General features: G+C 63.0%; 25 protein-coding genes and 1 pseudogene. 16 read left to right on the forward strand and 10 right to left on the reverse strand.

Annotated features, from left to right (window positions below):
• Positions 1–37: 37 nt before the first annotated feature.
• On the forward strand, positions 38–298 hold the full coding sequence (locus tag GHK62_RS28165) for a DUF1344 domain-containing protein (RefSeq protein ID WP_153442227.1): 261 nt from the start codon (positions 38–40) through the stop codon (positions 296–298).
• A gap of 113 nt (positions 299–411) precedes the next feature.
• Here GHK62_RS28165 and GHK62_RS28170 read toward each other — a convergent pair whose 3' ends face one another.
• From GHK62_RS28170 to GHK62_RS28185, 4 genes are all read right to left on the reverse strand, one after another.
• On the reverse strand, positions 412–996 hold the full coding sequence (locus tag GHK62_RS28170) for a histidine phosphatase family protein (RefSeq protein WP_184108500.1): 585 nt from the start codon (positions 994–996) through the stop codon (positions 412–414).
• A gap of 52 nt (positions 997–1,048) precedes the next feature.
• On the reverse strand, positions 1,049–1,867 hold the full coding sequence (gene fabI, locus GHK62_RS28175) for an enoyl-ACP reductase FabI (protein WP_153442228.1): 819 nt from the start codon (positions 1,865–1,867) through the stop codon (positions 1,049–1,051).
• Between the two features lie 201 nt (positions 1,868–2,068).
• Complete coding sequence (locus GHK62_RS28180) at positions 2,069–3,127, reverse strand: DnaJ C-terminal domain-containing protein (RefSeq protein WP_153442229.1); 1,059 nt, start codon at positions 3,125–3,127, stop codon at positions 2,069–2,071.
• Between the two features lie 213 nt (positions 3,128–3,340).
• Positions 3,341–3,793 carry an RT0821/Lpp0805 family surface protein gene (locus GHK62_RS28185; RefSeq protein ID WP_184108499.1) on the reverse strand — a complete coding sequence of 151 codons (453 nt, stop codon included), beginning with the start codon at positions 3,791–3,793 and terminating at the stop codon, positions 3,341–3,343.
• 140 nt (positions 3,794–3,933) lie between these two features.
• Here GHK62_RS28185 and pdxH point away from each other — a divergent pair, with 140 nt between their 5' ends.
• On the forward strand, positions 3,934–4,554 hold the full coding sequence (gene pdxH / locus GHK62_RS28190) for a pyridoxamine 5'-phosphate oxidase (RefSeq protein ID WP_153442230.1): 621 nt from the start codon (positions 3,934–3,936) through the stop codon (positions 4,552–4,554).
• A gap of 26 nt (positions 4,555–4,580) precedes the next feature.
• Here the strand turns inward: pdxH and GHK62_RS28195 are convergent, their stop codons facing one another.
• A complete protein-coding gene (locus GHK62_RS28195; protein WP_153442231.1) occupies positions 4,581–5,636 on the reverse strand; it encodes a polysaccharide deacetylase family protein in 1,056 nt (351 codons plus the stop codon).
• A gap of 197 nt (positions 5,637–5,833) precedes the next feature.
• Here GHK62_RS28195 and GHK62_RS28200 point away from each other — a divergent pair, with 197 nt between their 5' ends.
• Positions 5,834–7,084 carry a D-alanyl-D-alanine carboxypeptidase family protein gene (locus GHK62_RS28200; protein WP_153442232.1) on the forward strand — a complete coding sequence of 417 codons (1,251 nt, stop codon included), beginning with the start codon at positions 5,834–5,836 and terminating at the stop codon, positions 7,082–7,084.
• Between the two features lie 30 nt (positions 7,085–7,114).
• On the opposite strand, the gene GHK62_RS28205 is transcribed toward GHK62_RS28200, so the two are convergent.
• From GHK62_RS28205 to GHK62_RS28215, 3 genes and pseudogenes are all read right to left on the reverse strand, one after another.
• On the reverse strand, positions 7,115–7,630 hold the full coding sequence (locus GHK62_RS28205) for a GNAT family N-acetyltransferase (RefSeq protein WP_153442233.1): 516 nt from the start codon (positions 7,628–7,630) through the stop codon (positions 7,115–7,117).
• A 34-nt stretch (positions 7,631–7,664) separates the two neighbouring features.
• The gene (tldD, locus tag GHK62_RS28210) at positions 7,665–9,080 is read right to left on the reverse strand and encodes a metalloprotease TldD (protein WP_153442234.1); all 1,416 of its coding nucleotides are present in this window, start codon (positions 9,078–9,080) and stop codon (positions 7,665–7,667) included.
• Positions 9,081–9,258: 178 nt separating this feature from the next.
• Positions 9,259–10,460: pseudogene (locus GHK62_RS28215) on the reverse strand (winged helix-turn-helix domain-containing protein).
• A 120-nt stretch (positions 10,461–10,580) separates the two neighbouring features.
• Here GHK62_RS28215 and GHK62_RS28220 point away from each other — a divergent pair.
• Genes GHK62_RS28220 through GHK62_RS28240 form a run of 5 tightly spaced genes read left to right on the forward strand, consistent with a single transcriptional unit; the run spans position 10,581 to position 15,140 of the window.
• Entirely contained in the window at positions 10,581–11,261 is a 681-nt protein-coding gene (locus GHK62_RS28220) for an energy-coupling factor ABC transporter ATP-binding protein (protein ID WP_153442235.1), read from the forward strand.
• Positions 11,255–11,860, forward strand: coding sequence for a CbiQ family ECF transporter T component (locus GHK62_RS28225; RefSeq protein ID WP_153442236.1), 606 nt, complete (start codon positions 11,255–11,257; stop codon positions 11,858–11,860). Before GHK62_RS28220 ends, GHK62_RS28225 begins: the two co-directional genes overlap by 7 nt.
• 32 nt (positions 11,861–11,892) lie before the next feature.
• The gene (locus GHK62_RS28230) at positions 11,893–12,456 is read left to right on the forward strand and encodes a biotin transporter BioY (RefSeq protein WP_153442237.1); all 564 of its coding nucleotides are present in this window, start codon (positions 11,893–11,895) and stop codon (positions 12,454–12,456) included.
• 4 nt (positions 12,457–12,460) lie between these two features.
• The gene (locus GHK62_RS28235) at positions 12,461–13,963 is read left to right on the forward strand and encodes a class I adenylate-forming enzyme family protein (RefSeq protein WP_153442238.1); all 1,503 of its coding nucleotides are present in this window, start codon (positions 12,461–12,463) and stop codon (positions 13,961–13,963) included.
• On the forward strand, positions 13,947–15,140 hold the full coding sequence (locus tag GHK62_RS28240) for a thiolase family protein (protein WP_153442239.1): 1,194 nt from the start codon (positions 13,947–13,949) through the stop codon (positions 15,138–15,140). The genes GHK62_RS28235 and GHK62_RS28240 overlap by 17 nt, the downstream gene beginning before the upstream one ends.
• On the opposite strand, the gene GHK62_RS28245 is transcribed toward GHK62_RS28240, so the two are convergent.
• Positions 15,128–15,529, reverse strand: coding sequence for an acyl-CoA thioesterase (locus GHK62_RS28245; protein WP_153442240.1), 402 nt, complete (start codon positions 15,527–15,529; stop codon positions 15,128–15,130). The two genes, GHK62_RS28240 and GHK62_RS28245, sit on opposite strands and share 13 nt — an antisense overlap.
• A gap of 14 nt (positions 15,530–15,543) precedes the next feature.
• Here GHK62_RS28245 and GHK62_RS28250 point away from each other — a divergent pair, with 14 nt between their 5' ends.
• The 7 genes from GHK62_RS28250 to GHK62_RS28280 all read left to right on the forward strand — a co-directional run bounded on the left by GHK62_RS28250 (position 15,544) and on the right by GHK62_RS28280 (position 23,104).
• Complete coding sequence (locus GHK62_RS28250) at positions 15,544–16,512, forward strand: zinc-dependent alcohol dehydrogenase family protein (RefSeq protein WP_153442241.1); 969 nt, start codon at positions 15,544–15,546, stop codon at positions 16,510–16,512.
• A 62-nt stretch (positions 16,513–16,574) separates the two neighbouring features.
• A complete protein-coding gene (locus GHK62_RS28255; protein WP_153442242.1) occupies positions 16,575–17,504 on the forward strand; it encodes a histone deacetylase family protein in 930 nt (309 codons plus the stop codon).
• Positions 17,505–17,507: 3 nt separating this feature from the next.
• On the forward strand, positions 17,508–17,762 hold the full coding sequence (locus tag GHK62_RS28260) for an exodeoxyribonuclease VII small subunit (RefSeq protein WP_153442243.1): 255 nt from the start codon (positions 17,508–17,510) through the stop codon (positions 17,760–17,762).
• A gap of 282 nt (positions 17,763–18,044) precedes the next feature.
• Positions 18,045–18,968 carry a pirin family protein gene (locus tag GHK62_RS28265; RefSeq protein ID WP_153442244.1) on the forward strand — a complete coding sequence of 308 codons (924 nt, stop codon included), beginning with the start codon at positions 18,045–18,047 and terminating at the stop codon, positions 18,966–18,968.
• Positions 18,969–19,126: 158 nt separating this feature from the next.
• On the forward strand, positions 19,127–21,040 hold the full coding sequence (dxs, locus tag GHK62_RS28270) for a 1-deoxy-D-xylulose-5-phosphate synthase (protein WP_153442269.1): 1,914 nt from the start codon (positions 19,127–19,129) through the stop codon (positions 21,038–21,040).
• A 55-nt stretch (positions 21,041–21,095) separates the two neighbouring features.
• Positions 21,096–21,851, forward strand: a complete 756-nt coding sequence (locus GHK62_RS28275; RefSeq protein ID WP_153442245.1) for a TlyA family RNA methyltransferase — start codon at positions 21,096–21,098, stop codon at positions 21,849–21,851.
• Positions 21,848–23,104: a class I SAM-dependent RNA methyltransferase gene (locus tag GHK62_RS28280; RefSeq protein WP_153442246.1), complete on the forward strand. Its 1,257-nt coding sequence runs from the start codon at positions 21,848–21,850 to the stop codon at positions 23,102–23,104. The genes GHK62_RS28275 and GHK62_RS28280 overlap by 4 nt, the downstream gene beginning before the upstream one ends.
• 51 nt (positions 23,105–23,155) lie before the next feature.
• On the opposite strand, the gene mcpU is transcribed toward GHK62_RS28280, so the two are convergent.
• Positions 23,156–25,255: a methyl-accepting chemotaxis protein McpU gene (gene mcpU, locus GHK62_RS28285; RefSeq protein ID WP_153442247.1), complete on the reverse strand. Its 2,100-nt coding sequence runs from the start codon at positions 25,253–25,255 to the stop codon at positions 23,156–23,158.
• Positions 25,256–25,637: 382 nt separating this feature from the next.
• Between mcpU and GHK62_RS28290 the strand changes: the two genes are divergently transcribed.
• Positions 25,638–26,583 (forward strand): IS630 family transposase gene (locus GHK62_RS28290; RefSeq protein WP_167528167.1). Its coding sequence is split into 2 segments (ribosomal slippage): positions 25,638–25,976 and positions 25,978–26,583, totalling 945 coding nucleotides; the frame shifts between segments, so codons are not numbered across the junction.
• Positions 26,584–26,598: the final 15 nt, after the last annotated feature.

Consider the following 26,598-nt stretch of genomic DNA (forward strand, 5'->3'; position numbering starts at 1 on the left):
AAAAATATTCGCGGAATCATTGAGGAGGGCAAGAAAGATGCGATTTGTCATTGCCGCACTCATGGCCACTGCAGGTTTGCTCTCTCCGCTTTCCGCGCATGCCGAAAGCGCCGATGTGGAGGCGGTGATCACCAGCGTGGACACCGAGCGCCTGAGCCTCTCGCTCGATGACGGCAAGAGCTATCAGGCTCCCGAGGAATTCAACTTTGAAGGCCTCGAGGCAGGCGTCAAGGTTCTCGTCTTCTATACCGAAATCGATGGCAAACGCGTCATCAACGACCTGGAGATCGTCCAGTAGCCGTGATCAGGCCCGTCTTTTAGCGCCGCGCGTCTCAAAAGATGCACCAAGGACGCTGCTGTAGCACCTTTGCAAGAAGCGCGCGTCGCATGTCCGATTGAACGCGACGCGCTTTAGACCCAGCCGATCGACCCGTCAGCTATCTTCAGCAGCCGGTCTTGCGGAATGGCGGAAGCCGCCGCTTCGTCGGCGCTCATTTCTCCGAGAAGCTTGAACAGCACGCGAATGACGCCGCCATGCGTGACGCAGACCGTCGGCCGCATCACGCCCTTCAACCAGGCGCCGACGCGCCATGAGAGAATTTCGTAGCTTTCCGCGTCTTGGCCGGGCGGGATGAAATCCCATTTGGCAACGCGCCGTTCGGCGATGCGCTGTGGTACCTGGCGCTTCAATTCGGGCAGGGTGTAACCTTCCCAGTCGCCGAAGGAGACTTCCTTCAGCCTGTCGTCGGTCCGGTAGGAGAGCGGGTCGAGCCCCATGGCGTGCCGCAGGCGCTCCATCGTCTCGCGTGTGCGGCCGAGCGGACTGGCAACGAAATCGAAGTTGTTGGCTTCGCGCCCTAGGATCTCTGCCAGGGCGAGGCCGTTCCCGGTCGCCTGCCGGCGACCGGTTTCGTTGAGGGGGATGTCCTTTTGTCCCTGCAGACGGCTTTCGGCATTCCAATCCGTTTGTCCATGCCGAACCATGTAGACGAGCACAGCGTTCACTCCGGGCGAGCTGTCACCACCGCCGTCGCATCAAAAAAGGAAATCAGTCCTTCAGAACGGAAATGTCCGGTGCATCGACAGCCTTCATGCCGACCGTATGATAACCGGAATCGACGTGGTGCACTTCGCCGGTGACGCCGCTCGAAAGATCGGAGAGCAGATAGAGCGCCGAATTGCCGACTTCCTCGATCGAGACGGTACGCTTCAACGGCGCATTGTACTCGTTCCATTTGAGTATGTAGCGGAAGTCGCCGATGCCGGATGCGGCAAGCGTCTTGATCGGACCGGCCGAGATCGCGTTGACGCGGATACCGCGGTTGCCCACATCGACTGCAAGATAGCGCACGCTCGCCTCGAGCGCCGCCTTGGCAACGCCCATGACATTGTAATGCGGCATCACCTTCTCAGCACCGTAGTAGGTCAGCGTCAGCATCGAGCCGCCGTCGTTCATGATGCGCTCGGCACGTGCGGCAACAGCCGTGAAGGAATAGACGGAAATATCCATCGTACGCGCGAAGTTGTCGCGGCTCGTTTCGAGGTAGCGCCCTGTCAGTTCATCCTTGTCGGAGAAGGCGATGGCATGCACGACGAAGTCGATCTTGCCCCACTTCTCTTCGAGGGTTGAGAAAACGGCGTCTATTGTTGCAAGGTCGGTCACATCGCAGTGACCCGCCATGAAGGCGCCCAGTTCCTGCGCCAATGGTTCGACACGCTTCTTCAGTGCGTCGCCCTGCCAGGTCAGTGCGATTTCAGCGCCCGCTTCCGAGCAAGCCTTTGCGATGCCCCATGCAATCGAGCGGTTGTTTGCGACGCCCATGATGACGCCGCGCTTGCCATTCATCAGACCCGATGCCTGAGCCATGGAATGTCCCCAATACTGTCTGCTGCACCGGCCGCCGCCGATGCGAGAGTTCATGAATGTCAACGCCGCCGCACAAGCGTCTGTGCAGTGCGGCAAATTGTCGAGCATTTGCCTATGGCATAGCCGTTAAAACGGTTCAAGCGCGGCGCAGATCAGGAACTGTTAGTCCCCGTAATATTGGTTCAGCTTGTCAGAAAACCGTCACAGATAAAGGCCATGGCGCAAGGACCGCATCAGGTCCGTTACCTTGTCGTCCGGCTTTTCGCGAAGCATCAGTCGCAGTTCGACAAGCAGATCCCCGGCTTCTCCATCCGCACCGCGCAAGCCCGCGCCGGCAATTCGGATCACCTTGTCGGATCCGGACCACGCCGGGACGGTAACCGTAACCGACCCGCTTGGCGTTTCTAAGACAGTGTCACAGCCGAGCACCGCATCTTCAAGATCGAGCGGCAGGGTGGTCACCAGGTCGAGACCTTGCGTTCGAAACGGCCCCTCCTGGTTGATCCGCAATGTCGCCAGGACATCGCCGCGCGCCATGCCCGTCACCCGGTATCCCTGCTCCTTGAGCCGGATGGCCTGGCCGTCGGTTGTGCCGGGCGGGATCGAGAGCTTCACGGTTTCGCCGTCCGGAAGCTCGACGGATAGCCGGGCGCGATTGACGACTTGCTCGATGCTCACATTCACGTCGACCGCCAGATCCGGCACCTTCTCGGCAGGCTTTGCAATGCGACCGCGAATTCGCCGTACGATCGCGGCGACCAAATCCGCCGCCGGTGCAGCGGAGCGCCGGAGGGCCGTTGCTTCGAGCCTGGACGCTTCCTCGCGTTTCGAATCCGCGACCGCCTCGGTCCTGGTGTCCGCCGGCGCCTCGCCCTTGTCGACTGGCCGCTGAGGCGCTGCTTTTGGTTTTGAGGGAGATGGCTGAGCCTGCGGTTCGACACCGAAGATGCGCGAGATCGCCTCTTCCGCCGTTTCGGCATCGACCGGTTCCTCGGCAGGTTCCGGCCCACGCATCTTCTGCTTCATCGCTTCCATGCGGCGCAGCTCGGCTTCACGCCGAACGCGATCGTAACGGCTCCTCAGCACCGGATCGCGCAGCAGTTCGTAAGCCTTTCCCGCCTCGGCAAAGCGCTGTGTTGCCAAGGGATCGTCCTGGTTGTGGTCCGGGTGCACGGCTTTGGCCACGGATCGCCAAGCGGCCTTGATCTCATCCTGCCCGGCATTGCGGCGCACGCCGAGAATTGCATAGGGATCACGCATGGTTCGTCACCATCTTCTCCGACCGGCGGCCTCTCCCTGATGCTCGCCTTGTGCTGACCATTGGAAGAACGCCGGGCTTGCCGTTTTCTTCTCTCGGCGATGATCTGGAGAAGTTGCTAAATATCGGTTAGTCGACGCATGCGGCGTCGGAGCGAGCGTTTCGGTCGCGACGCTTTTCCGCGGCTTTGAAACAACGTGGTTAATCGAGGATTTTCAGTCCTGGGGGCCGAAGCTCGTCAGGTACCACTCGCCATTGCCGAGCTGGCAAGCGCTGCCATCAAACTTCGCTATGCCTTCAAAGGAGTGACGGGTCGTGGTGAAGCGCCGGCAGAGCATTCCGCTTGCACGGTCTTCCTGGATGGCACTGATCACGCCTGCGCTGCCGGACCTCGCGTTCGCCCACGGAATCGGGCTGTCGCCACCCTGACTGATATCGGCGGAGGAAACGGCGTTGCGCACGGCGACGGCGTCCGAGAGACCATCCGCGGTTTTCGCGACCGGTACGGTTCCCGTCGATACACGGTCGACGCTTGGACCGCCAAAGAGGTCGAGGCCCGCGCCCATGCACCCCGGCAGGGCGAGAAGTGTCATGCAAAGCATTCCACTGCGCAGCAAGGCGAAGGAAAATCCCTTCTTGCCATCGATCGACTTTGCTATGTCTTGCACGGCAATCCTGTCAGACTCGCAAGAGCTGCACGTTTTCCGAGGAAGTCCACAGGCAGGCTCTGACACTTTTCGATGCGGAAACACCGACCGGGCTCATCCCGAGGCGTCCCGCGCCAGATATCACGGCATTGGAAGGCACTATGACCGCGAATGAGTTAATAACCGGTGACTTCACCGAAGCAAACGAACCTTTTTCCCTTTTTGGCACATGGTTGAAAGACGCCGAAGAGAACGAGATCAACGATCCGAACGCCGTGGCGCTTGCGACCGTCGATCCGGATGGGCTGCCCAACGTCCGCATGGTGCTGCTCAAGGGATTCGATGAACGCGGTTTCGTCTTCTACACGAATTTCGAAAGTCAGAAAGGCCGTGAAATTCTTTCCGCCCGGAAAGCCGCCATGTGCTTCCACTGGAAATCGTTGCGCCGGCAGGTGCGAATTCGCGGTCCGGTCGAAATCGTCTCCGACGAAGAAGCGGACGAGTATTTCAGGAGCCGGCCGCGCGGGAGCCGCATCGGCGCCTGGGCTTCGAAGCAATCGCGTCCGCTGGAAAGCCGTTTCGCTCTGGAAAAGGCGGTCGCCGAATACACGGCACGCCACGCCATCGGCGAAATCCCGCGCCCGGAATACTGGTCCGGCTTCCGCATCTGCCCAACCTCGATCGAATTCTGGCACGACCGGCCCTTCCGGCTGCATGACCGCGTGGAGTTCCGTCGCCAAACACCGGAGGGCGGCTGGGCAAAGGTTCGGATGTATCCGTGAAGATGTATTCGTGATGCGCCGACGGATTATCCCGCCATCAGCCGAAAGGGAATTCCGGAGGCAAGCGCCGTGACGTGGCGGCGGCTCTGGAAATGCCCATTGAGCGAGATTCGCGGCAGCGTATGGAGATTTGAAACGGTGTCGGCTGAAAGCGTGGCGGGCTGTGTCGTCACCGCCACCGTGAAGCCGAGCCGTTCGGCCAGACGACAGTCGCGTTCCGAGACGGCATGCCTGTCCCCATAGGGATAGGCGAAGGTCGCCGGCCAACGGCCGGCGATGGCCTCGACACGCGCGGCGGATTCCGACATCTCCCGCTGCGCCTCCGCGTCGCTCAGCGGCGCCAGTGCGCGATGGCTGATCGTATGCGCGCCGAGGTTTGCCAGCGGGTTCTGCAGCAGGCAACGCAGCCCTGCGGCATCGAGCGTCAGACGTGTGGTGATCGCAAGGGGATCAATGCCTTGGGCACACGCCAGCTCATTCAGTTTGCCGACGGCGCCCTCCTCGTCGTGACCTCGAACATAGGCGGAGATGCGGTCGAACACGGCCTGCTTTTCGGCATTGCTTACGGCTCTCATGGCCTCGATACCGGAGCCGAAGTCGAAACGGAAATCCCTTACGGGTGAGAGCATGTCGGCAAGCGTTTCCCACCAGAGCGTGTGGGTGCGATCGACATAGCCGCCGGAGACGAAGACGGTGAATGGCACGCCGTGTTGCTCGAAAACCGGCAGTGCATATTCGAGATTGTTGCGGTAGCCGTCATCGAGCGTGAAGCAAGCGACGGGCCGTGGGTCGCCGAGCACCAGGCTTTCCGGCAGATCCTGCAACGCGACGAAGCGATAACCGTCGCGTTTCAGTGTGAGGATTGCCTCCTCGAGAAACGTGGGCGTAATTTCCAGGTGGGCGTTCGGGTCAAAGGCCCGCGGGGCCCTGGGGCGAACATGATGCAGGGTGAAGATCGCGCCGCTTCCACGCGCACCCGTCATCAATCCGGAGCGCGCCAGGAGTTGCGCGATTTCGAGCCCGCCGCCAATGGCGACGCGCCTCACTCGGTTTCTGACCACCCGCGCGATGCCCTGCTTCATCCGGTTACCCTGCCCTGCGGAGCGAAACTAGCGCCGGCCGGTTAAGCCTTGCTGAATCTGGCTGACTTCGCTGCATTTGCCGCCAAAGTTCTGCATTTTGGGGAGCAGTTATAAGCCTCGATATTGCAACAGAGCGGCTACCCTGTCACAAAGCGAAACACCGTTCCTAACGAGCGTGCTTTGGAGAGGGAAATCCGATGAAAAGCTTTCGATTTGCCCTGGCGGCGATCGCCGCTTTCGTGTTCGGTGCCGCGCATGCGCTGGCGGGTAGCGCGTCCCTCGTTCTTGATGCGCGGACAGGCAGGGTTCTTTCTGCCGAAAATGCCGACACACTCAATCATCCGGCGTCGCTGACGAAGATGATGACGCTCTACCTGACCTTCGAGGCGTTGCATCAGGGCAAGATCGGCTGGAGCACCCGGGTGGTGATGTCGCCGACAGCCGCGCGCAAACCGCCGACCAAGCTCGGAGTTAAGCCCGGCGATACAATCACAGTTCAGGAGGCCGTCTACGGCATGATCGTTCGCTCCGCCAACGATGCGGCGGCGGCGGTCGCCGAAGCGCTCGGGGGCTCGGAGGCCGGCTTTGCGCAGATGATGAACGCAAGAGCGCGACGTCTCGGCATGAGCCGCACGTATTTCGTCAACGCTTCCGGATTGCCGGCACGCGAGCAGGTAACGACTGCGCGCGACATGGCGCGGCTTGCAATTGCACTCATGAGGGATTTTCCTGGCGAGTACCGCATGTTCGCGGCCCAGGGATTCACCTTTCGCGGCCGCAAGATTCGTGGTCACAACAACCTGATGTATCGATACGCGGGCATGGACGGCATCAAGACCGGCTACACCAATGCATCGGGCTACAACATTGTGAGCGCTGTCAGGGATGGCAACCGCCGCATCGTCGGCGTGGTTCTTGGTGGTCGGTCGGCGAAGGGTCGGGATGACAAGATGGCTTCCCTGCTCGACCAGCATTTGGGCAGGGCGGCGGCGCCCGCCGGCAGCCGGCCGGTCGCGGCAGCGAGTTCGCAAGGCGCGGTTGAAGTGGCTGGGCTGCCGGGCGTCCGGCTATCCTATACCGATACCGATCGGACGAGTGAAAGCGGCCTCGCCATTGCCGCATCCACCGCACCCGCGATGCCGGCGGATCGCCCCACGGCCGTCGACGGCACCGCAGGCGTAACACCGGCCGCTAGCGGCCACTGGCAAATTCAGCTCTCCACGGCAGCAACGGCAGAAGGCGCCAAGAAGATTCTGGTCGAAGCGCAATCGGCCGGTGGCGCGGTCCTGCTCGGCGCCTCCCCTCATACGGAAGTGTCCGGCACCGGCAGCGCCAAGCAATACCGGGCGCGTTTCATCGGCTTCGCCAGCCGGGAGGCCGCCAATTCCGCCTGCGCCATTCTCAGGAAGCGATCCTACGATTGCACGTTGCTGCCCGACCGCGGTTAGCTGCCGAAAGAGGATCTTGCGCGCCGCAAACTATGCGGCGGGCGAGAGCCGGCGAACGTAGAATTTCGTGTCGACGCTCATGACGGGAAAGCCAGCCGGCAGATCATCCTTCGCGATCTCGGCAAAGCCGTTCTTCTCATAGAAACGATGCGCGGCGAGGAACTTGTCCGTGGTGCCGAGAAAGAGGGCTGCGATCTTGCGGTGCTCGGCGTGGGCAAGCAGGTTTTCGAGCAGGCGCGCCGCCACGCCATGGCTGCGTCCACGAAAATCGGGAGCGACGAACATCTTGCGGATTGCCGCTTGAGAACCGCCGATATCCTTGAGTCCAAGGGTGCCGACGATCCGGTCGTCCATGGTGGCAACCCAGAAATCTCCGGTCCCGCTCTGATAGAAATCGGCGATCGAGCGCAGATCCGGCTGATCGTCGATGGTGATTGCAATGCCGAATTCTTCGCGCTGGATCGGCAGAATGACGTCGATGACGCCCTGTTCGTCCGCAGCTGCAAAGCGGCGGATCTCCACCGCTCCAGGTGCCTCATCGGTCATGGCGTCATCCCTCATCCCTCAACCGGCGCTTCGCTCACGCCTGCGTGCCGCCGACGGTGATCTGATCCATCCTGAGATGCGGCTGGCCGACGCCGACCGGCACCCATTGGCCAGCCTTGCCGCAATTGCCGATGCCGGTATCGAGTTTCGTGTCGTTGCCGACCATCGTCACCCGCTTCATCGCATCCGGCCCATTGCCGATCAGCATCGCCACCTTGACGGGCGCGCCGACCTTGCCGTTCTCGATCAAATAGGCCTCGGTGCAGCCGAACACGAACTTGCCGGAGGTGATGTCCACCTGACCGCCGCCAAAGGAGACGGCGTAGATGCCCTTCTTGACCGAAGCGATGATTTCCTCGGGCGTGCGATCGCCGGAAAGCATGTAGGTGTTGGTCATGCGGGGCATCGGCACGTGCGCATAGCCCTGTCGGCGGCCATTGCCGGTAGCCTTCATGCCCATCAGCCGTGCATTCTGCCGGTCCTGCATATAGCCGACCAATTTGCCGCCCTCGATCAGGACGTTGTAGCCTGACGGGGTGCCCTCATCATCGACCGAGATCGAGCCGCGCCGCGCCTCGATCGTGCCGTCGTCGACGACGGTGACCCCCTTGGCCGCCACCTGCTCACCCAGGAGGCCGGCGAAGGCCGACGTTTTCTTGCGATTGAAATCGCCCTCGAGCCCGTGGCCGACCGCTTCATGCAACATGACGCCGGGCCAGCCGGAGGCGAGCACCACGTCCATCGTGCCCGCGGGGGCATCGATGGCTTCGAGGTTGACGAGCGCCTGCCGCAACGCTTCGTCGGCACCGCGCTTCCAGTTCTCCTCCGTGACGAAGTCACCGAACCCACAGCGCCCGCCAGTCCCGAACGACCCCGTTTCCTGCCGATCGCCGTCGCCAACGACGACCGAGAAGTTGATACGGGTCATCGGCCTCACATCGTGGACGCGATGACCGTCAGCCCGCAGAATGTCGACCACCTGCCAACTTGCGGAGATCGAAGCCGTCACCTGCCTGACTTTCGGATCCTTGGCACGCAGATAGGCGTCAACCTCCTGGAGCAACGCGACCTTGGACTCGAAGCTCGGCTCACCGATCGGGTTTTCGTCGCCATAGAGTTTCTTGTTGGTGCGCTGAGGGGCTGCGGCATAGGAGCCGGCATAGCCGCGCGTCACCTGGCCAACGGCGTCTGCTGCCCTGCGCAAGGCGGCCAGCGACAATTCGCCGGCATGCGCGTAGCCGACCGATTCACCGGCGACGGCGCGCAAGCCGAAACCCTGGTCGGTGTTGAAGCTGCCACCCTTGAGGCGTCCGTTGTCGAAGGAGAGGACCTCGGCCTGCGCGTGTTCCAGAAAGAGCTCGCCATCATCTGCGCCGGAAAGCGTGTCGGACAGAACCTTGCGGACCGTAGCCTCGTCCGCATCGAAGAGGCTTATCAGATCGGTGTTCATGGTCGTCCGCTCCCGCTGGTTCGAGGTCTCACTGCATGTTTCCTTAAACCGTAGTCGATTTAAGGAAAGAAACATGCAGCAAATCAAAGTGCTACAGCGACCTTTGCACGTCTGATGAGACGCGCGGCGCTGTATGCCCTCCATTTAGGAAGCAAGGGACCGCAAGCCAAGGAAATTCTCAGGAAAAGGACGCATTCCAGCCGTCGAGAAGGTTGACCTCTTCGACGCCGGTGAACCGGGCGATGCGGTCGAGTTCTGCAGCCAGCTTTTCCATGCGGCCGGACGAAGCCCTGACGCCCGGCTCCAGCCAGAGGCGGCGAACATCGAGGCGCCCGAGCTTTCGGTCTGCTTTCATGTCGATGCGGCCGATCAAGCGGTCGCCTTCGATTAACGGGAAGACGTAATAGCCGTATTCCCGCTTCGGCTCCGGCACAAAAAAATCTCTATACGATAGAAGAAGCCGAAAAGACGCTCCGTTCGATTGCGATCGCGCAGCAACGGATCGAACGGGCTGAGCACGCGAATGCGCGCCGGCGGCTCGGCAATGTCGCCAAGATTGTCGGGGAATCCGGAAAACGCATAGGACGGGCGTGGCTTGCCGCCGTTGGCGGATTCGATCAGGACGTCTGAAAGCTCGTCCCGATGCGCGGCGACCCAGGCTTTCGCCTCATCCGGCGACACCAGATCCCAGAAGGCGGCGATCTCTCCATGGGTGGCGAAGCCCAGTCGATCGAGAGCGCTGCGGCAGGCCCAGTCGATGAACTCCGTGTGGCTCACCTCGCCCTCGTAGTGGTGCGCAGGTATGACGCGCTCCGTAAGATCGTAGACCTTCTGGAAGTTCTCCCGCCGTGCGATCGCCAGCCTGCCCTGGCGCCACAACACTTCAAGCGCAGTCTTCGACGGATGCCAGTTCCACCAGCCGCCGGATGCGTGGCCGTCCACCTTGAGATCACGCGCCATCACCGCACCATTGCTGACGATGCGTTCGTAGGTTTCCTCGCAACCGTCGTCGAACCCCTCGCCCCGCCATTTGATCCAGCGCTCGCGCAGCGTCTCGCTTTCCCATTTGAAGCGATGTTTCCAATAGATGAAAAAGGCGCTCGGAATGATCGAGGCGTCATGGGTCCAGTGTTCGAAAAGCTCGCCGTCCTTCTCCAACAATTCGGTGAGGTGTTCGCGACGATAGGTCTGGTTGCGGGAAAAGAGGATCTGGTGATGGGCCCGCTCGACCGTCTGGATGCTGTCGACCTGGATGAAACCGAGGTCGCGGATGAGCTTCAACAGCCCGTCCTTGCCGAGCGCTCGTTGCGGCGCGGCGGAAAGGCCCTGTTTTGCAAGGAAGATGCGCCGGGCATCGCGATTGGAGAGGCGAATCGTCATGGTTTGAAAGAGTAGGCTTTTATTCCCAATTTTGAAATGCGTGATGCAAAGGCTTGGCTGCATTGCCCTTCCTGAGCGACTTGCCTATAGAGCCACCACGCAAACCGCGAGGAACAAGGCTTGGATATTCGCTTTACCGATTGCTCGGTCAGCTTCGGCGAACGAGTCGCGCTCCATCCCCTGACACTCGCCCTTGACGAACGCCGCATCGGCATCATTGGCCTCAACGGCTCCGGCAAGACGACCTTCGCGCGGCTGATCAACGGGCTCGTCAAGCCGACCAGGGGCCGGGTGATGGTCAATGGCCTCGATACGGTCAAGGACGAGAAGGCCGTTCTCGCCGAGGCAGGCTTCATCTTCCAGAATCCGCAGCACCAGTTGATCATGCCGATCGTCTGCGACGATATCGCATTCGGACTGAAGAATCGCGGCTTGCCTCAGCACGAAGTCGCCGCACGCACCGAGGCGGCGCTGACGCGCTTCGGCGTCACGCATCTTGGCCGGCGCCGTGTGCATGAGCTTTCGGGTGGCGAAACGCAACTCGTCGCCATGGCGAGCGTCGTCGTTACCGGGCCGAAGATCCTGATTCTCGATGAGCCGACCAACCAGCTCGACCTCCGCAACCGCCGCATGGTCGCGGATACGATCGACACGCTCGACGAAGATACCATCGTCATCACCCACGACCTTGCGCTTGTCGAAGGCGTCGAAAGGCTGTTGCTCTTCCACGAGGGTCGGCTGCTCGCCGATGGCAAACCCGCCGAAACGATCCGGCGGTATCACGAGGTGGCCGGATGCTGACGAGCCTCTACGTGGAGGGCAATAGCTGGTTTCACCGTCTGCCGGTGCGCGTGAAACTCATTGCCCTCCTGCTCCTCAGCCTCTCGCTCTTCGCGACGCAATCGCTCTACCTGCTCGTGCCCGCCTTCCTGCTCTGCGGATGGCTCTACTTTTCGCTTGGCATGACGTTGCGCCAGGCACTCGCGCGGATCGGTCTCGTTTTTTTCACCATCCTCGTCCTTGCTGCCGTCAACTTTTTCCTTCTGCCCCTCCCCGAAGTCGCCGCGCTGATGCTGCGGCTGATGGCGCTGGTGTTCTTCGCCGCCGCGGTGACGGCAACGACGACAATCAGCGCCTTCATGGACGAGATCACGATCCTTCTGAAGCCGCTCGAGCGCATCGGCTTGCTCAATGCCGCCGATGTCAGCCTGGCGCTCGGCCTCGTGCTACGCTTCGTTCCCGACATCTTCGCCCGCTATGAGGCGATCCGCGAGGCGCATCGCGCGCGGGGCCTGCCGATACGGCCGCTGACGATCATCGGGCCGCTTATCATCCTCACGCTCAAAGATGCGGATACGATTGCCGCGGCCATTGACGCTCGCGGATTTCGGCGGCAATAAATTCGCGCTTTCTAATAAAAGGGTAGGACCACATGAACACCAGAGATCTCGTCCTCGTCGCGCTTTTTGCCGCGATCGTCGTCGTACTTGGCCTCATCCCGCCGATCACGCTCGGTTTCATCCCTGTTCCGATCACGGCGCAGTCGATGGGCGTGATGCTTGCCGGCTGCATCATCGGCGCAAAACGCGGGGCACTTGCCTTCCTGCTGTTCGTCCTCCTGGTCGCCATCGGCCTGCCCGTGCTTTCCGGCGGACGCGGCGGTCTCGCTGTTCTGGCTGGCCCTTCGGGCGGCTTCATCCTCGGCTGGGCGGTCGCCGCCTACGTCACGGGCCTTATCGCCGAGCGCTTCATTCATGAGGACCAGCCGGAGAGCCGTCAGTTCGGCGGGTTCTTCCTGGCCTCGGTCGTCGGCGGCATCGTCGTGCTCTACGGGATCGGCGTGCCATGGCTGTCCGCCGTCACCGGCACGCCGCTGCTCGCAGCCGCGACAGGTTCGCTCGCCTTCATCCCCGGAGACCTTTTGAAGGCGGCGATCGCGACCCTTGCCGCCCGCGCCGTCTACGCCGGCTATCCGCTGCTGCCGGTCCGCGCCTGAACCAATGCCGCTCGCCGAAGCAATCATGCGTCATGCGGGTGAGCGCCCGCATGACCCGGCTTTCCGCTTCGAAGACCGGGTCTTCTCTTTCGGAGACCTTGCAGCCGACGCGGGCCGCATCCTCCGCGAGATCGAGCAGCGGTCATCGGCCGAGACGGATAGCAGCATTCTGTCCGGCCGCGCCCGGCTGATCGCGCTCCAGACCGGAAATCACCCGCTCTTTGCTGCTGCCTTCATCGCCGCGACCGCCGGCGGCAATTGCGCCGCGCTCATCGATCCGCATCTGCCTGAGCCGACGCGCCGGCGGATGATCGCGCAGCTGCGGCCCGACATCGTCGTCCATCCGGAGGGCGATGCGCTGCGGCTCGAACAGCCGGCGACGGGAGAAACCGCTCTCATCGACACCGCCCCCGATCGCGTTGGTACCATCCCTGTCGGAGAGGGCGGCGAACCTTTCCTCATCGTATTCACGTCCGGCACGACGGGAGAACCGAAAGCAATCATCCGCGATCGCCGGTCCTGGCGTCTCAGCCTCGAAACCGGCCAGCGTTTTTTCGGCATCGGGGTCGAAACGACAACCTATGCTCCGGGGCCGCTTGCCCACGGCCTGACGCTCTACGCGCTGGCCGAAAGCCTGAAGGCAGGCGCCGAATTTATCGGCGCCCGGCATTTCGACCCCCGACAAGCCGTGGCGACGATCACGGCCAGAAAGGCCAAGCGGCTCGTCCTGGTGCCGACGATGCTGCGGCGGCTGTGCGAACAGGTGCGGGGCTCCAGCATCCTGCCCTCGGTCGAAGCAATCACCGTCGCCGGCGCGAAGCTCACGCCCGCGGACCGGGAGGCCGCGCGCCTTGCCTTTCCGGAGGCGCGCGTCCTCGAATACTACGGCGCGTCCGAGCTCGGCTTCATTACCGTCGCCGGTGCAGCGGACAAACACACGCCCACAGCCGTCGGCAAGGCCTTCCCCGGCGTCCGAGTCCAGATTCTCGACGAGGCGGGAAACAGCCTCCCAGCGGGCGAGACCGGCACAATCTTCGTCGAAAGCGCGCTCATTTCCGATGGCTATGTTGCGGGCGGCGATGGCGCAGGGTTTCGTCGGCACGGCGATCTCGCGACGGTCGGCGATCTCGGCTTCCTCGACCCCGACGGCACACTGCATCTGATCGGCCGTGCCGGAGGGATGGTGCTCTCAGGTGGCAACAACATTTATCCATCCGAGGTCGAAGCCGTTATCATGGCCGCCGACAATGTGAGCGCCGTCCAGGTGCTGGGTCTCGACCACCCCGACCTCGGCAGCGAGCTCGTTGCCATCATCCAACCGCACGGCGAGGCTGTCGACCATCTTGCATTCGAACGTCATCTTGCCGCCGCCCTGCCGCGCTACAAGCATCCACGCAAGATCTGGCTCTGCCGTGAAATGCCGATGACGGCCTCCGGCAAGATCGCCACCAAGGAGCTCCGGCAATGGATCGCGGAGGGAAACGGTGCCCTTGAACGCCTCATCTGACCCGGCCCGCACACCCGTCATCATCGCCGCATTGCGCACGCCGATCGGCCGTGTGAATGGCAGCCTGGCCAAGATTGAACCGGCGACGCTTGCCGCCCCGCTGATTGACCGGATCATCGCCGACATCGGCATCGACCGCGATGAAATCGACGACGTGCTGCTCGGCAACGCCGCTAACAGTGCCGGCAACCTCGCACGGCTTGCCGCACTTGAAGCCGGCCTGCCTGTCGCGATCCCCGGCGTCACCGTCGACCGGCAATGCGGCTCTGGCCTCGAAGCCGTCATCCTCGCGGCGCGGCAGATCCAGGCAGGAGCGGGCCGGTTCTATCTCGCCGGCGGCAGCGAAAGCGCCAGCCGCGCCCATATCCGGCTTCGCCCGCCGCTTCAGCGCGACGAGGAACTTCAGCCGGTCAGGCGGGCACGGATGGCGCCCGATTCGATCGGCGATCCGGACATGGGCGTTGCCGCCGAGAACGTCGCTGCTGCCTGCGGCATTTCCCGCGAACGGCAAGACCAGTTCGCGCTGGAAAGCCACCGACGCGCCGTTGCGGCCGCGGCGGCCGGCAGGTTCCAGCGCGAGATCGTGCCGGTCTCGACACCAACTGGTCTCGTCTCCAGCGATGAATGCCCTCGGGCAAACGCGGCGCCGGAGACGCTTGCGCGGCTGAAGCCGGTTTTCGTCAAGGATGGCACCGTGACAGCCGGCAATGCCTGTCCGATCAATGACGGGGCCGCCATGGTGTTGGTGACGAGCCTCGCCGAGGCGCGCCGGCTTGGTGTTCCCTTTGCCATGGAATTCGTTGACGCGGCGACGGCGGGTGTTGACCCGAACCTCCTCGGGCTCGGTCCTGTTCCGGCGATGGCGAGACTACGCGCACGCAATCCGGCGCTCGAGATCGCCGCAGTCGAGTTCATCGAGTTCAACGAGGCATTCGCCTCGCAGCTTCTCGGCAGCCTCGATCAACTCGATATTGCGCCGGCGCGCGTCAATCTCGACGGCGGGGCGATTGCGCTTGGTCACCCCTACGGCGCGTCGGGGACAATACTCGTCGTCAGGCTGTTTTCACAGATGCTTGCGGCCCCATCCGACACAGAGGGCCTGGCGATGATCGGGATCGGCGGCGGCATGGGCGCGGTCGCTCACTTCCGCAGCCTTGGGCCCGGTCACGCAAGATAGGTGGTCAGCCATTCGCGTGTGGCGACAGGCAGCGGTACCGGGGCATGACGGGCGGGATCGACCGCCACCCAGACAATCTCGACCTCGGCGACAAGCTGGCCGGCAGCCTCCACGCGCACCGCAAAGCTCACCGAACTGCCGCCGATCTTCGAGACATTGACGATGAAACGGGCCGGCTCGTCGTAACGCAGACCGCGATGGAAGACGCAGGCCGATCGGCGCACGAGATAGCTAGGCTCGTTCCTGACGGTCGGCCGGTGGCGCCACAGGCCGGACAAGGCGGCCTCGGCATGGGCGTAGTAGGCCGCATTGTGCATATGGCCGTGCATGTCTATATCGCGAAACGGAATGCGGATTTCCGTGACATTTTCCCGTTGCGTGCCGTCCATGCGAGGCCCTCACGATGCGTTCTTCTCTGGTTAGACAGTTTGGGGATCCCGGACAAGTGATCGAGCTCGTCGATATCGATCGCGCCGCGCCGGGGGCCGGGGAAGTCGAGATCGCCATCTCGCTTTCGGCCATCAATCCATCGGACCTGATCCCCGTCACGGGAGCCTACAGCGCACGTACCGTGCTGCCCTTCGTTCCCGGTTTCGAGGGCGTCGGGGTCGTCACCCGGATCGGGGCGGGCGTAAGGGATCTGAAGCCCGGAGATCGGGTCGTTCCGATCGGCGCGAGCGGCCTGTGGCAGCAGTTTCTCGTCCGCCCGGCCGAATGGTGTTTTGCCGTTCCTGACGACATCGACGACCAGCAGGCCGCCACCAGCTACGTCAACCCGCTGACGGCTTTGAGGCTCTTCGAGCAACTGCGGGAGCATTTCGGGTCGCTGAAGGGCCGCAGCGTCGGCGTGACTGCGGCCGGCTCTGCAATTGGCGGCATGTTGCTGCGCCTGCTCGCAATGGAGGACGTGACGACCACCGCCATCGTTCGAAGCGAAAAGAGCGTGCGCCACCTTGGCGATGCGGACCGGGTCATTGTCGCGGATGGCGTCAACCTTCCGCCGCGGCTCACTTTCGACGCCGCGCTCGATGCCGTCGGCGGGAATTTGGCCGGCGAGTTGATCGCACGCTGCGTTCAACCTGGTGGGATCTTCATCCAGTACGGTGCCTTGAGCGGTGTGCCGGTGCCGCAGGCGGCAATCAGCGGCCGGCCCGATGTGCGTTTCACCTTCTTTTGGCTTAGGACCTGGGTGCATTCGGCCGGCCGCAATCCGCTCGAAGTCGCCTTCGAGCGAAGCTTTGCGGGTCTGCGTGATGGGCTGTTTGCGAGTCCGATCGCAGCCATTTATCCGTTGAGCCGTCTCGCCGAAGCCCTGGCGCATCAGGAGGACCCGCGCCGCGATGGCAAGATTCTGCTCGATCCGCGCTGTTGAAAATCGGCACTTTCACCGCGTGTACCATGGACCTCTGGCAGTCTGCGCACTAGTTTTCCGCCATGGCTACGTTCCTCTACGAAAATCCGGTCTTCCTGGAGCACCAGGTTCCCGAGGGGCATCCGGAGCGGCCGGACCGGCTGAGGGCGCTGAACCTGGCGCTTGAGCACCCGAATTTCGCCGAACTCAAACGGATCAGGGCGCCAAGGGGCAGCGAGGATCTTGTTCTGCTCGCCCATCCGGAAGAACATCTGAGGTCGATCGTCCGGGAGATTCCCGAAGAAGATATAAACCAGTTCGAGGCGGATACCTGTGCCAGTCCGCAGAGCCTTGTCGCGGCGCTGACGGGTATCGGCGGCGCCGTCGCGGCGGTGGACGCCGTCTTCGCCGGAGAGGCACACAACGCCTTCGTCGCAGCACGTCCGCCGGGACACCATGCTGAAAAAAAGAGGGCGATGGGTTTCTGCTTCTTCAATACGATCGCGATTGCCGCGCGCCATGCGCAAAAGGCGCACGGAGCCGAGCGCGTCGCGATCGTCGACTGGGACGTCCATCACGGCAACGGCACGCAGGACATTTTCTGGGACGACCCGTCGGTGCTCTTCTGCTCGACCCACCAGATGCCGCTCTATCCCGGCACAGGCGCCAAGGACGAGACGGGTGCCGATGGCAATATCGTCAATGCTCCGCTTTCGCCGAACAGCGGCAGCGAGCATTTCCGCGACGCTTTCCGCACGCGGGTGCTCACGGCGCTTGATGATTTCCGTCCCGACTTCGTGCTGATCTCCGCCGGTTTCGATGCCCACCACCGCGATCCGCTGGCGCAGATCAACCTCGTGGCCGAGGATTTCGACTGGGCAACGGGCCGCCTCATGGAAGTTGCCGGCAGGACTGCCGGCGACCGTATCGTCAGCCTGCTCGAGGGCGGCTATGACCTGCAGGGACTCGCCGAGTCGGCGGGCATGCATATTCTGAGATTGATGAGAGGGTAATTGATGAACACCACCACGCAACAGGACGTTTCCGCCCTCTCCTTCGAGCAGGCCGTCGAAGAATTGGAGCGCATCGTCTCGGCGCTCGAACGCGGCGACGTCGCACTTGACAAGTCGATCGAGATCTACGAGCGCGGTGAGGCGCTGAAGAAGCATTGCGAGATGCTTTTGAAGGCCGCCGAGGACCGCATCGAGAAGATCCGGCTCGACCGCGCCGGCAGGCCGCAGGGCGTGGAACCGCTCGACGCGGATCAGTGAGTTGGCGGGAGGGGTTGAGCCGATCTTCGCCCCTCATCCGGCCTGCCGGCCACCTTCTCCCCGCTAGCGGGGAGAAGGGAACTCGCGGCGGCTCTCTGCCCCGAGGTCTCCTTCCCAGCCCGCGGGGTAAGGGGCGAAGCGCGCCTTCATGTTTTCTGCCTTTGCGAATGACCGCGATCGTTGACGCGGAACGATAAACGCAGTGTCTTCCGACGCCCGCTACCGCCCCGGCGGGATTGGCGCTACTCTCCCGAAAGGACGCGCACCAACGGAGTGATTGCCATGTCGTTTTTTCCTGGTCCCGATCCGCTCGCCGGTGACAAGCCGGCCTGCGATGCCATCGAACATCTCATCATTCCGCGCACCAGCGACATCGGCGGCCTCGAGGTCCGCCGGGCACTGCCGACCGCCAAGCGCCGCCTTGTCGGACCCTTCATTTTCTTCGATCGGATGGGGCCGGCGCTGCTTCGGGCCGGCCAGGCGATCGATGTTCGCCCGCATCCGCATATCGGCCTTTCGACCGTCACCTACCTCTTCGACGGCGAGATCAAGCATCGCGACAGCCTCGGCACCGAAATGGTGATCCGACCCGGAGACGTGAACCTGATGACCGCCGGCCGCGGCATCGTGCATTCCGAACGCTCTCCGGAAAATCAGCGTGACCACGAACGTTCGGTGTCCGGCCTGCAAACCTGGCTGGCGCTCCCTGACCACAAGGAAGAAATCGACCCGCTCTTCGATCACACCGAAAAGCATATGCTGCCGGTTCTTTCCGATGGTGGCGTAGAAGCGCGTGTCGTCATCGGCGGCTTCGAGGGTGCAACCTCGCCGGTCTCCACCTTTACCGATACGATCTATGTCGACCTGATGATCGAACCGGGCAAGAGCGCCCCCTTTGCCGCCAATTGGGAAGAACGGGCGCTCTATATCCTCTCCGGGGAAGCGATAATCTCCGGCGATCACTTTGCCGACAACCAGCTGCTCGTCTTCCGCCCCGGCGATCAAATTACGGTGACCGCCGGACCCGCTGGCTGTCACGTCATGCTGTTCGGTGGCGCCGCTCTCGGCTCGCCGCGTCACATCTGGTGGAACTTCGTTTCCTCGTCCAAGGAACGGATCGACAAGGCAAAGGAAGAGTGGCGCAGCGGGCGCTTCGACATCGTGCCGGGGGACGAGGAAGAGTTCATACCTTTGCCCGAAAGCTAATTTTCGTTAAGCTCTTGGTTGAAGTCGCAGGAAAGCCTAATTTTGCATTCAACCGCGATTGCGTCTAAAGAGCCACTTCGACGAACACCATCAACAGTTCGCGCGCCGTCCTCGGCGCGCATGAGGCATGCAGCGTGACACAACTGCCAACCAATCCTATGCCGGCGACGCCCCTGCTTGATCAGGTTAAGTTCCCCGACGATCTCAAGAAGATCGAGGACAAGGATCTGCCGCAGCTGGCAAGTGAATTGCGCGCGGAAATGATCGATGCAGTGTCGCGCACAGGTGGCCATCTCGGCGCCGGCCTTGGCGTCGTCGAACTGACGATCGCGATTCACAAGATTTTCGACACGCCGCATGACCGACTGATCTTCGACGTCGGCCATCAGTGCTATCCGCACAAGATCCTGACCGGGCGGCGTGACCGCATCCGTACCCTGCGTCAGGAAGGCGGCCTTTCCGGCTTCACGCGGCGCGCCGAAAGCGAATACGACCCCTTCGGCGCGGCGCATTCCTCGACTTCGATCTCCGCCGGTCTCGGCATGGCGGTAGCCGCCGATCTCGACGGCAAGTCCCGCAACGTGATTGCCGTGATCGGTGACGGCGCGCTCTCGGCCGGCATGGCCTACGAAGCGTTGAACAACGCCGGTGCGCTCGACGCACGCCTCATCGTCATCCTCAACGACAACGACATGTCGATCGCGCCGCCTACCGGCGCGATGAGTGCGTATCTCGCGCGCCTTGCTTCGGGCCGCACCTATATGGGCATCCGCGAGGTCGGCAAGAAGCTGACGGCCTATCTCGGCAAGAGCGTCGATCGGGCGATCACGCGTGCCGTTGAGCATGCCCGCGGCTACGTCACCGGCGGCACGCTCTTCGAGGAAATGGGCTTTTATCACATCGGTCCGATCGACGGTCACTCGTTCGATCACCTGCTGCCCGTGCTGCGCAATGTCCGGGACAACGCCAAAGGACCGGTGCTGATCCACGTGGTGACGCAGAAGGGCAAGGGCTATCCGCCGGCGGAAGCGGCTGCTGACAAGTACCACGGCGTCAACAAGTTCGACGTGATCACGGGTGCCCAGGCGAAGGCGAAGCCGAATGCGCCGGCCTACACGTCGGTGTTCGCGGAAGCGCTCGTCCAGGAGGCGAGCCTTGACGACAAGATCGTCGCGATCACGGCTGCGATGCCCTCGGGCACCGGTCTCGATAGGTTTGCGTCGGTCCATCCATCGCGGTGCTTCGATGTCGGCATCGCGGAGCAGCACGCAGTGACTTTCGCGGCAGGGCTCGCGGCAGAGGGCTACAAGCCATTCGCGGCGCTCTATTCCACTTTCCTGCAGCGCGCCTACGACCAGGTCGTTCATGACGTGGCGATCCAGGGGCTGCCGGTCCGCTTCCCGATCGACCGCGCCGGCTTCGTCGGCGCCGACGGGCCGACGCATGCCGGTTCCTTCGACACGACCTATCTCGCGACACTACCCGGCTTCGTGGTGATGGCCGCCGCCGACGAGGCGGAACTGAAACACATGGTGCGCACCGCAGCCGCCTATGACGAAGGCCCGATTTCCTTCCGCTACCCCCGCGGCGAGGGCGTCGGCGTCGACCTGCCGGAACGCGGGCAGATCCTGCAGATCGGCAAGGGGCGCATCGTCAAGGAAGGCTCGAAGATCGCACTGCTTTCGTTCGGCACGCGGCTTGCCGACTGTCTGATGGCGGCCGAGGATCTGGATGCCGCCGGTCTCTCGACGACCGTTGCCGACGCGCGTTTTGCAAAGCCTCTCGACCACGATCTCATCCGCCAGCTTGCCCGTCACCATGAAGTGCTGATCACCATCGAAGAAGGCGCTGTCGGCGGCTTTGGAAGCCACGTGCTGCAGTTCCTTGCGATGGACGGCCTGCTCGATGGCGGGCTCAAGGTGCGGCCGATGGTGATGCCGGACACCTGGATGGAACAGGCGAGACCCGAAGCCATGTATGCGGCGGCCGGGCTCGATCGGGCCGGAATCGTCTCGACCGTCTTCAAGGCGCTTGGCCAGAAGCACGCGGTCGGCCTCGGGGCGGCTGGCTGAGCCCTTTCGGTATACGCTTCAACGAAAAGACAACGCCAAGGCGCGACGAGACTGCATGTCCGAAGAAGCAAAGATATCCATCCGTCTTGACCAGTTGCTGCTGAACAGCGGGCTCGTTGCCAGCCGCGCCCGTGCGCGCGACGCCATCCAGCGCGGAACCGTCAAGGTCGATGGCCGCACGGTGACCAAGCCCGCCGCCAGCTTCGTCGAAGGTGTCGCCATCACGATCGACGATCCGGCGCAGGCCTATGTTTCCCGTGCCGCGCTGAAGCTCGTCGCTGCCCTCGACCATTTCGGCTTGGACCCATCCGGGCAGACCTGCATCGATATCGGCGCCTCGACCGGCGGCTTCACCGAGGTTCTGCTCACGCGCGGTGCCCGCCATGTCGTAGCTGTCGACGTCGGCCACGGGCAGATGCATCCCAGGATCGCGGAAGATCCTCGCGTCACCAATATCGAAGGGCTGAACGCCCGGGCGATGACAATGGAGGACGTCGGCAACCACGCCATCACCTTCGTCGTCTCCGACGTCTCCTTCATCTCGTTGAAACTCGCGCTACGACCCGCGCTCGGCATGGCCGAACCCGGCGCGTATTGCGTGCTGCTCGTCAAGCCGCAATTCGAAGCCGGCCGCGAGGCGATCAGCAAGGCCGGGCTGCTCAAGGATCCGGAGAGCGCCCCTGCCGTTGCCGCCGAACTCGAGCGCTGGCTAGTGGCGGACATGGGCTGGCGAAGCCTCGGTCTCATCCCCTCCCCCATCGCCGGTGGCGACGGTAATACAGAATTCCTCCTTGCCGGTGTGAAGCCATGAGCACGCAAACCGTCACGATCACCCGCCTTGGGGCACAGGGCGACGGCATCGCGCAGACCGAAGCAGGTCCGGTCTATGCGCCGTTCACGCTCCCCGGCGAAACCGTCGCCCTTGCCGTCAACAAGGCGCACGGCACGCTCATCTCGCTGAAAGAGGCGTCCCCCGACCGTGCCGAGCCGAAATGTCGGCACTTCGGTCCGGACGGCGTCAACGGCGCCTGCGGCGGCTGCACGCTGCAGCATGCCTCGGACGATCTCTATCACACCTTCAAGCGCAATCTCGTCATCGACGCCCTGAAGTCGAAGGGGCTGACGCCGGACGTGGCCCCGCTGGTGATCGCACACGTGGGCGAGCGGCGGCGTGCCGTGTTCACCGCGCGGCGAACCGAAAAGGAAATGCTGCTTGGCTACAACCAGGCAGAGAGCCATCACATCGTGTCGATCAGCGAATGTCCCATCACGAGCCCGGGCATCGTTTCCCGGCTCGCAACCATACGCAAGATCGCGGCCGCAATGGCGACGAATGCCGAGCCGTTCCGCATCACGGTGCTCGAAACCAACTCCGGCCTCGATCTTGCCTTCGAAGGCATCAAGCTCGCCGACCGGCAGCGGCGCCTGACCGTCGAGGCCGTGCTCGGAGAACGCGGCATTGCCCGCGTCAGCCTCAACGGCGAGATCATTGTCGAACCCGTAAAACCGGCGATCGACTTTAGCGGCGTGACCGTTTCACCGCCGCCGGGAAGTTTCACCCAGGCAACGCGGCCTGCCGAAGAGGAGATGGCAAAGCTCGTGCTTGAGCATGTCGGCAAGGCCAAACACGTCGCCGACCTCTTCTCCGGCATCGGCACCTTCGCTCTCAGGATCGCGCAAAGGGCGCGCGTGCATGCCGTCGAGGGCGACGACAAGGCATTGAAGGCGCTGGACTTTGCCGCGCGCAACACGCAAGGCCTGAAGCCGGTGACGATCGAAAAGCGTGACCTTTTCCGCCGACCGTTGATGGCGCAGGAGTTGAAATCCTACGACGCCGTCGTGTTCGATCCGCCGCGCGCCGGTGCCGAGGCTCAATGCCACGAGCTCGCCCGCTCGGGCGTGAAGAAGATTGCAGCCGTTTCATGCAATCCAGTGACGCTTGCGCGCGATCTCGCAATTCTGACCGGCGCGGGATATCGGATCACGTCGGTGACGCCGATCGATCAGTTTCTCTGGTCAGCGCATGTGGAAGCGGTCGCGACCCTCGAAAAACCCCAGAAATGACGAAGGCCCGGCAAAATGCAGAGCCTCCAAATGTTTCCCAGTCGCCTCTGATCAGGCCGCACGGCGGCGGTAGCTTGCGGCGCTCGAATGGGCAACCTGTGTTTCGCCGAGATTGAACTGGGCGAGAAGCGCGTTGAGCGCGGCCGCTTCCTGGGCGAGGCCGTGGCTTGCCGCCGTCTGTTCCTCGACCATTGCCGCGTTCTGCTGCGTGCCCTGGTCCATGGTGTTGACGGCGGTATTGATCTCCTGAAGACCCGTGGACTGCTCGCGCGTCGCGGTCACGATCGCACTGACATGCGTGTTGATCTCCTGCACCTCGGCAACGATCGCTTCCAGTGCGCGGCCGGTGTCTCCGACGAGCGTCACGCCGGAACGCACCTGGTCGCCGGAGGTCGTGATCAGCGCCTTGATTTCCTTGGCGGCATTGGCCGAGCGCTGGGCAAGCTCGCGCACTTCCTGGGCGACGACGGCAAAGCCCTTGCCGGCCTCGCCCGCACGGGCCGCCTCGACGCCGGCGTTGAGCGCCAGAAGATTGGTCTGGAAGGCGATGTCGTCGATGACGCCGATGATGTTGGAGATCTCGCCGGAGGACTTCTCGATCGCGTGCATCGCCTGCACGGCGTTCTGGACGACTTCACCGGACTTCTCGGCGCCGGCGCGGGTACGGGCGACGAGTGCTCCCACCTCTTCCGCCCGATGAGCCGAGTCCTTCACCGTCGTGGTGATCTCCTCGAGCGCTGCAGCGGTCTCTTCGACCGAGGCTGCCTGCTGCTCCGTGCGACGGGCAAGGTCGTCGGCGGCCGAACGGATCTCGCTTGCGCCGGCGTCAATCGCACGGGCGTTGACGCCGACCGCACGGAGTGTGTCGTGCAGCTTGGCGACCGAATTGTTGAAATCGGCCCTCAGACGGTCGAGGCGATCGGCAAAGGGGCTGTCGATGCGGAAGGCGAGATCGCCGTTGGCGAGCCGGCCAAGGCCGGTCGCAAGCGCGTCGACGGCGTGCTGTACTTCCGCCGCATCGCGCGCCTTCTGGGCCTCTCGGTCCAGACGCTCGCGCTCGGAGAGCGACCGGTTCGCATCCGCTTCGTCCTCGAGCCGTGCACGCTCGACGGCGTTGGCGCGGAACACGGCAACCGCTGCCGCCATCGAGCCGATCTGATCGCGGCGACCCTCGCAGGGAATTTCGACCTGGATATTACCGGCTGCCAGCTTTTCCATCGTGCCGGTCATTTCGGTGATCGGCCGGATGACCAGACGGCTGAGCAGCGTCGCGAGGAAAGCGATCATGACACCGACGGCAAGGATCGTCGCAACGGTAGCAGCGACGCGAAACTCACCGATCGTAGAATAGGCGACGTCCGCGTCCACGACAAAGCCGACATACCACTCGACCGAGGGGAGCCCCTTCACCGGAACAAAGCTGACCAGCATCGGCTTGCCGTCGAGTTCGGTGTTGACGATGCCGCTGCCGATCTTCGGCGTGCTGACCGGAAAGGCGTCGGCAAGCGTCTTCGTCACCAGCTTGGCATCCGGGTGGACTAGAATCTGACCGTCCTTGCTGGCAAGGAACGCAAAGCCTTCGCCGCCGACGTCGATCGCCTTGACCATGGAGACCAGGGTCTTCAGCGAGAAGTCGCTGCCGGCCACGCCATAGAGCTTGCCATCGTGCTTGACCGGCACGGCCGCGCTGATGATCAGATCGCCGCTGGAGGCGTCGATATAGGGTTCGGTGAGGACGCGCGCATCGGCCTTGACGGCCTGCTGATACCACGGGCGCTGCCGCGGATCGTAGCCTTCCGGCATCGGCGTTTCGGGCCAGGTGATGAACTTGCCGCTTTCGTTGCCGACATAGGTGGAGATGAACTCGGAGGTGAGAATATCGTTCTTCAAGACACTCTGAACGGCGGCTTCGTCGGCGACGCGGCCGGCGGCATCCGCCGCCATGGCCGTCAGCGTCACGCGGCCGTTCAGCCAGTTGGCGACGCTCTGGGCCGCTTGGTTGCCGGACGAGGCGATATTTTCCTCGACAGCTTTTGTCGTCGCGCTGTTCTGCAGCGTATCGATATAGACGGAAAAGCCTGCAAAGGCGCCGACGACAACGCAGGACGCAGCAACGAGAATGCGCGTCATGAGATTCGATCGTTTAGACAAGGAAGGGCTCCCTCTGGAGTGGCCGGCATTCTTCGCCGGACATGAGCTCGTGAGATTTCCCGCACATAGCGGATCGATCGCTGCAGGCGACGGACGAAGTTGCGGGAAATGATGGACATGCCGCGAAGGCAAGACCGGCCATGCTTCATGCGACCGGGGCCGCCCGCACCACTGGCGCCCGCCTATCAAAGGGACGCCCGGCGCTCTTCTTCAGAACATCTTCTCCGCTTTTTCGTGTTTCCACTTTGAGGGCGGGATGTTCAGGGGAAGGCCTACTGTGGCTGCACGCTAGAGTCGGTCAGCGTTAAGCTGAATCGAAACAGGATTCCCTTTTTGTTGGGATTGTGATTCAAGATCATTGCTGGTGAGGAGGCCAGCAATGATGGCGCGACCTCTTTCTCTTGATTTACGCCAGCGCGTCGCCGCCGCTTTGGCCGGAGGCATGACGGTGCGGGCGGCCGCCTTGCGCTTTGGGATATCGGCGGCGACGGCGGTGCGGATCGGCCAGCTCGACCGGTCCGGCCGCGGTTTGGCGCCGGCCAAGATGGGGGGCCATGTCAAACCCATGCTGCGGGGCGCGGCGGCCGATGAGGTTCACCGCCGACTGGCGGCCAAAACCGATTGGACGGTGCGGGCGCTTGCCGCCGATCTGAAGGCGGCCGGGATCGATGTCTCGCATGACACCGTTTGGCGGTTTCTGCGCCGCGAAGGCAAGACATTTAAAAAAAACGCTGATCGCCAGCGAGCAGGACAGGCCGAAGGTGGCGCGCTTCCGAAGCCGCTGGAAGACCCATCAACATCGACTTGATCCGCGCCGCCTGGTGTTCGTTGACGAAACCTGGGTCAAAACCAACATGACGCGCAGCCGCGGCTGGTGTCAGCGCGGCCAGCCGCTGATCGCCAGAATACCGCATGGCCATTGGAAGACGCTGACCTTCCTCGCCGGGCTGCGTCACGACCGCATCGTCGCACCCTTCGTGCTCGACGGCCCGATCAACGGCATTGCCTTCACCGCCTGGGTCGAGCAATGCCTGGCGCCAACCCTCAACCCCGGGGATATCGTCATCCTCGACAATCTCGGCAGCCACAAGGGCAAGCCGGCGCGCAGCGCCATCCGCGACGCCGGCGCCCATCTGTTCTTCCTGCCGCCCTACAGCCCCGACCTCAATCCGATCGAGATGATGTTCGCCAAACTCAAGACCCTGCTGCGCAAGGCCGACGAGCGTAGCGTCGAGGCGACATGGCGGCGCGTCGGCGAAGCTCTCAAGGCGTTCAGCCCGCACGAATGCGCCGCCTATCTCAGGCATGCAGGATACGTTTCAACGTAGGTCTGACAGACTCTA

It is taken from the genome of Sinorhizobium terangae (assembly GCF_009601505.1).
Lineage (GTDB): Bacteria > Pseudomonadota > Alphaproteobacteria > Rhizobiales > Rhizobiaceae > Sinorhizobium > Sinorhizobium terangae.